The following is a 4,606-nucleotide window of genomic DNA, read 5'->3' as shown; positions in this document are numbered from 1 at the left end:
GCGGATAGTTACCTCCTGAAAATAGGTAGAAAAACACATGGTCTAATTCCTGATAACACATGTGATGTTTTAAGTGGTTTCGAGCTTCTGATTTGGCAAGGTCCGGAGGGGGACGATGAAGACTCCTGTGGGATAAACATGATCGGTGAGACCCCGGAAGGCTTTAGCCTGAGGAGGTTCAGCACATGCCCACGGAAAGCGAATCGTCCCCCGGAGGATCTCCCTCCTAAACCAATATATCGAAACTGAGTTTTTAATAATCCAGCCCTATAACGGAATAAGTCTCTTATAAAAAATCAACAATAATCTTTTCCTGAGCTCTTATAATAAACACGGCAGTCGTGGTGACTGCCGTGTTTATTCATCTTCAAGATGGCGGATGCTGAGTGGTTTTTGACGCGTTTGGTCCGTAACGTGTCGATAAAGCTGGATAACGAGCAGGCCGTGCTTATAGCTGGCTTCCATTTTGTCGCTTCGAACAGGAAAAGGCAGGTCGATGCTACGCTCGAAAGTTCCGTCCGCAATTTCAGACATAAGCTGATGACCGCCTCGATGGTTAATCTCAATTTTTCCTTTTATCGTGAGGGTGGTGTGATCGACGAGTACTTCTACATTTTTCGGATGGCTCATTCCAGGGATACTCACATAGCATAAAAGTTCGTTATCATACTGATACATATTGATATAAGGAATAGAAGGCTTCATCATTCCCTCAAAGTCACCCCAGAATTCATTACCGAAAAACCGGTCTAAATTGGATTTCCAGTCTTTAAATTGATTCATGTCATCACCCTCCATAATTTGTCAGTAATTGCGGTGAAAAATGATTGTGTCACAGACTTCTCATAGTTTATAGTGTATGCAAGAAAGAGCCCATGGGTGAATATCCTGAATAGTAAGAGGGGCAGAGGCAGGAGGGTGCTGGATGTTTGAAAATCCGTTATTGCTGATCGGGATTATTTTAGTGGTCAACATCGTATATGTATCGTTTTTAACGTTGCGAATGATTTTTACATTAAAAGGCAGGCGCTATATGGCGGCGTTTGTAAGTATGTTTGAGATTGTTACCTATATATATGGTCTTGGGATTGTACTTGAGCGTTTGGGTCAGATTGAAAATGTTATTGCTTACGCCATCGGTTACGGTCTTGGTGTGATCGTCGGGATGAAGATTGAAGAGAAGCTTGCTTTAGGGTATATTACGGTTAACGTTATTTCTTCAGACCCGGATATTGATTTTACCCGCAGGCTTCGTGAGAAAGGATACGGAGTTACGAGCTGGTATGCTTATGGTATGGAAGGTGATCGGTTGGCGATGCAGATTTTAACTCCACGAAAATATGAGCTCGCTTTGTATGAAACCATTCGCACGATTGATCCTAAAGCATTTATCATAGCTTATGAACCTAAGCAGATTCATGGCGGATTCTGGGTTAAATCCGTTAAGAAAGGAAAGATCCGCGAAGATGCCGAAAAACAACAACAAGAAGCGCTTTGAAGTGCAAGAGCATGAAACAATTGGCCAATGCCTTGACCGTATGAAGAAGGAAGGTTATCTTCCTGTACGCCGGGCGGAAGAACCGATATTTCGTGAAGAGACTAAAAATGGTGAGAAAGTCATGGAACCCGTGAGTAAACGAATCGTTTTTCACGCGGTAAAGGGATGAAACCCGAACAATCATCAGTTTTTATTTTTTAAATGTTCGTCATTTACGTTGACATTTCTTTGCGGCTATTGATATGATGGAAGCAGAAATTGCATAAAAGGAACCTCATATAGGACGGGAATACGGCCCGTTCGTCTCTACCTGGGAACCATGAATTCCCGGACTATGAGGGGAGTCCAAGCATTCTATATCAATCAACAGTCGACACGTATGCCTGTTCAACTCCTCTCATGATTTGAGGGAGCTTGAGCAGGTTTTTTTAATGAAAGAAGGGATAAACATGGCTGAAGTAGGTGTTATCATGGGTAGTATCTCCGATTGGGAGACGATGAAGAATGCCTGTGATGTATTAGATGAGTTACAAATCTCGTATGAAAAAGAAATCATTTCTGCCCATCGCACCCCGGAGGATATGTTTACCTATGCGGAACAGGCGAGGGAAAAAGGATTGAAAGTCATTATTGCAGGAGCCGGTGGAGCGGCTCACTTGCCAGGAATGGTGGCTGCAAAAACCACACTGCCTGTCATTGGAGTCCCAGTAGAATCGAAATCACTCCAGGGACTCGATTCGCTGTTGTCTATTGTGCAAATGCCAGGCGGCGTGCCTGTTGCGACAGTGGCTATTGGAAAGGCCGGAGCGAAAAATGCAGGGATTCTGGCGGCGGAAATGATCGGAGCTTTTGATACGGATACCGCGGAGCGTCTGGATGCGTACCGCAAGCAAATGAAAGATAAGGTCGAAGATATGAGGAGCGATTTAAATGAATCCTAATGTAATTAGACCAGGTCAAACGATCGGTATTCTAGGCGGAGGTCAGCTCGGAAGAATGATGGCCGTAGCTGCCAAACATATGGGCTATCGGGTTGCTGTTCTTGACCCTGCCGAAGACTGCCCATGCGCCCAGGTGGCTGATGAACACATCGTGGGTGCTTATGATGATGTGGAAGCCGCTGAACAGCTGAGCGAGCGGAGCGATGTCATTACGTATGAATTTGAAAACGTAGATCTTGAAGTGGCCCGTCTGTTTGAAAGTAACGGAAAATTACCTCAAGGTGCTTACTCTTTGGAAGTAACTCAAAACCGCGCCAAGGAAAAGCAGGAAGCCGTAGCAGCTGGTCTTTCGGTTCCTTTTTACGACATTATCGATAGTTATGATCAGTTTCTAGAGGCTCTTGATAAGACTGGTTATCCGGCGGTGATTAAAACGACCAGTGGTGGATATGACGGAAAAGGTCAGTTGAAGATCGAACATGAAGATGAAGCAGCGAAGGCGCGTCAATTTATTAAAGAAGGACGCACGTATATCGTGGAGCAGTGGGTCGAATTCGATATGGAAATCTCACAAGTGTTTACGCGAGCAGCCGATGGTGAGATTACGTATTTCCCTATCCCAGAAAATATTCACAAGAATCATATTTTACATGAATCGAGAGTGCCGGCGGAATTGGGCGAAACTCTGGTAGATAAGGTGCAAGAAGCGGTGAAACGCCTGTCGGAGCAGATGGGAATTGTAGGTACATTTGCCGTCGAAATGTTTGTGAGCGGAGAAAATATTTATATTAATGAAATGGCCCCGCGGCCGCATAACTCTGGTCATTTTACTATCGAAGCCTGCAATGTTTCCCAGTTTGAACAGCATGTACGAGCGATTTGCGGACTTCCGCTGCTGCCGGTCCATTCCTTTCCATCAGCCGTTATGGTGAATGTTCTGGGTAAACACCGGCACATTCTGATTGATAAGCTGGAATACTACCGGGGTGTTCATTTTCATGATTATGGAAAGAAGGATGCCCGCACGAATCGCAAGATGGGTCATCTCACTTTCATAGGGACGAGCCTGGAAGAAATTGATGAGAGAATTCAAGAAAATCAAATACATTTATGGTAGAGACCGAGGAGGAAGACGATGATTGAACGATATACAAGGCCTGAAATGGGGGCTATCTGGACAGAAGAAAACCGTTACGCAGCATGGCTTGAGGTAGAATTGCTGGCTTGTGAAGCGTGGAGTGAGCTTGGAAATATTCCAAAGGATGACGTCAAGAAATTGAGAGAGAAAGCTTCTTTTGACGTGGAGCGTATTCATGAAATTGAAGCAGAAACTCGTCATGATGTTGTAGCCTTTACCCGCGCCGTTTCCGAAACAGTCGGTGAAGAGAGGAAATGGGTCCATTACGGACTTACATCTACAGATGTCGTGGACACAGCGCTTTCTTATCAATTAAAGCAGGCAAACGCTATTATCCGTAAAGATCTCGTAAACTTTATTGATATTTTAGGAGATAAGGCGCGCGAACATAAACATACCGTGATGATGGGTCGTACGCACGGTGTACATGCAGAACCCACCACGTTCGGATTGAAGCTGGCTCTTTATTACGAAGAGATGAAGCGTAATCTGGAACGCCTGGATCTTGCGATTAAGCACATTGAAGTTGGGAAGCTTTCCGGAGCCGTTGGAACGTACGCGAATATTGATCCTTTTGTTGAAGAGTATGTATGCGAAAAGCTGGGCATTGCACCGGCACCGGTATCCACACAGACGCTGCAGCGTGACCGTCATGCTCATTACGTTTCTACATTGGCGTTGATTGCGACGTCTATCGAGAAAATTGCGGTGGAAATCCGCGGCCTGCAAAAGACAGAAACGCGGGAGGTAGAAGAATTCTTCGCGAAAGGCCAGAAAGGGTCGTCTGCTATGCCGCATAAACGTAACCCGATTGGGTCGGAGAATATGACGGGCATGGCCCGCGTACTGCGTGGAGAAATGGTAACTGCTTTTGAAAATGTGCCTCTTTGGCATGAGCGGGATATCTCTCATTCATCTGCCGAGCGCGTGATTCTGCCGGATGCGACGATTGCTCTTAACTACATGCTCAATCGTTTCGCTTCAATCGTTAAGAATTTGACGGTCTTCCCGGAGCGTATGCAGGAGAAC

General features: G+C 45.4%; 6 protein-coding genes and 1 riboswitch. Of the genes, 5 read left to right on the top strand and 1 reads right to left on the bottom strand.

Annotated features, from left to right (window positions below; genetic code table 11):
• Positions 1-357: 357 nt before the first annotated feature.
• Entirely contained in the window at positions 358-783 is a 426-nt protein-coding gene (locus WAM07_RS16625; protein ID WP_422168529.1) for an Hsp20/alpha crystallin family protein, read from the bottom strand.
• A 142-nt stretch (positions 784-925) separates the two neighbouring features.
• On the opposite strand from WAM07_RS16625, the gene WAM07_RS16620 reads away from it, so the two are divergent.
• The 5 genes from WAM07_RS16620 to purB all read left to right on the top strand — a co-directional run.
• On the top strand, positions 926-1,498 hold the full coding sequence (locus WAM07_RS16620; protein WP_422168528.1) for a DUF2179 domain-containing protein: 573 nt from the start codon (positions 926-928) through the stop codon (positions 1,496-1,498).
• Positions 1,467-1,667, top strand: a complete 201-nt coding sequence (locus tag WAM07_RS16615; protein WP_422168527.1) for an NETI motif-containing protein — start codon at positions 1,467-1,469, stop codon at positions 1,665-1,667. The genes WAM07_RS16620 and WAM07_RS16615 overlap by 32 nt, the downstream gene beginning before the upstream one ends.
• Positions 1,668-1,752: 85 nt before the next feature.
• Positions 1,753-1,853: riboswitch (purine riboswitch) on the top strand.
• A 94-nt stretch (positions 1,854-1,947) separates the two neighbouring features.
• On the top strand, positions 1,948-2,439 hold the full coding sequence (purE, locus tag WAM07_RS16610) for a 5-(carboxyamino)imidazole ribonucleotide mutase (protein WP_422168526.1): 492 nt from the start codon (positions 1,948-1,950) through the stop codon (positions 2,437-2,439).
• Positions 2,429-3,556, top strand: a complete 1,128-nt coding sequence (gene purK, locus WAM07_RS16605) for a 5-(carboxyamino)imidazole ribonucleotide synthase (RefSeq protein WP_422168525.1) — start codon at positions 2,429-2,431, stop codon at positions 3,554-3,556. The genes purE and purK overlap by 11 nt, the downstream gene beginning before the upstream one ends.
• Before the next feature lie 18 nt (positions 3,557-3,574).
• Positions 3,575-4,606, top strand: a 1,032-nt coding sequence (gene purB / locus WAM07_RS16600) for an adenylosuccinate lyase (protein ID WP_422168524.1), incomplete at its 3' end; no start/stop codon positions are given.

The organism is Halobacillus sp., from assembly GCF_049282395.1.
GTDB lineage: Bacteria > Bacillota > Bacilli > Bacillales > Halobacillaceae > Halobacillus.
This window is presented reverse-complemented; position numbering and strand designations above follow the sequence as displayed.

Bases quoted from the DNA above. Each gene is read 5' to 3' on its own strand.
- WAM07_RS16625 (WP_422168529.1), bottom strand. From the start codon at position 783: ATGAATCAATTTAAAGACTGGAAATCCAATTTAGACCGGTTTTTCGGT.
- WAM07_RS16620 (WP_422168528.1), top strand. From the start codon at position 926: ATGTTTGAAAATCCGTTATTGCTGATCGGGATTATTTTAGTGGTCAAC.
- WAM07_RS16615 (WP_422168527.1), top strand. From the start codon at position 1,467: ATGCCGAAAAACAACAACAAGAAGCGCTTTGAAGTGCAAGAGCATGAA.
- purE (WP_422168526.1), top strand. From the start codon at position 1,948: ATGGCTGAAGTAGGTGTTATCATGGGTAGTATCTCCGATTGGGAGACG.
- purK (WP_422168525.1), top strand. From the start codon at position 2,429: ATGAATCCTAATGTAATTAGACCAGGTCAAACGATCGGTATTCTAGGC.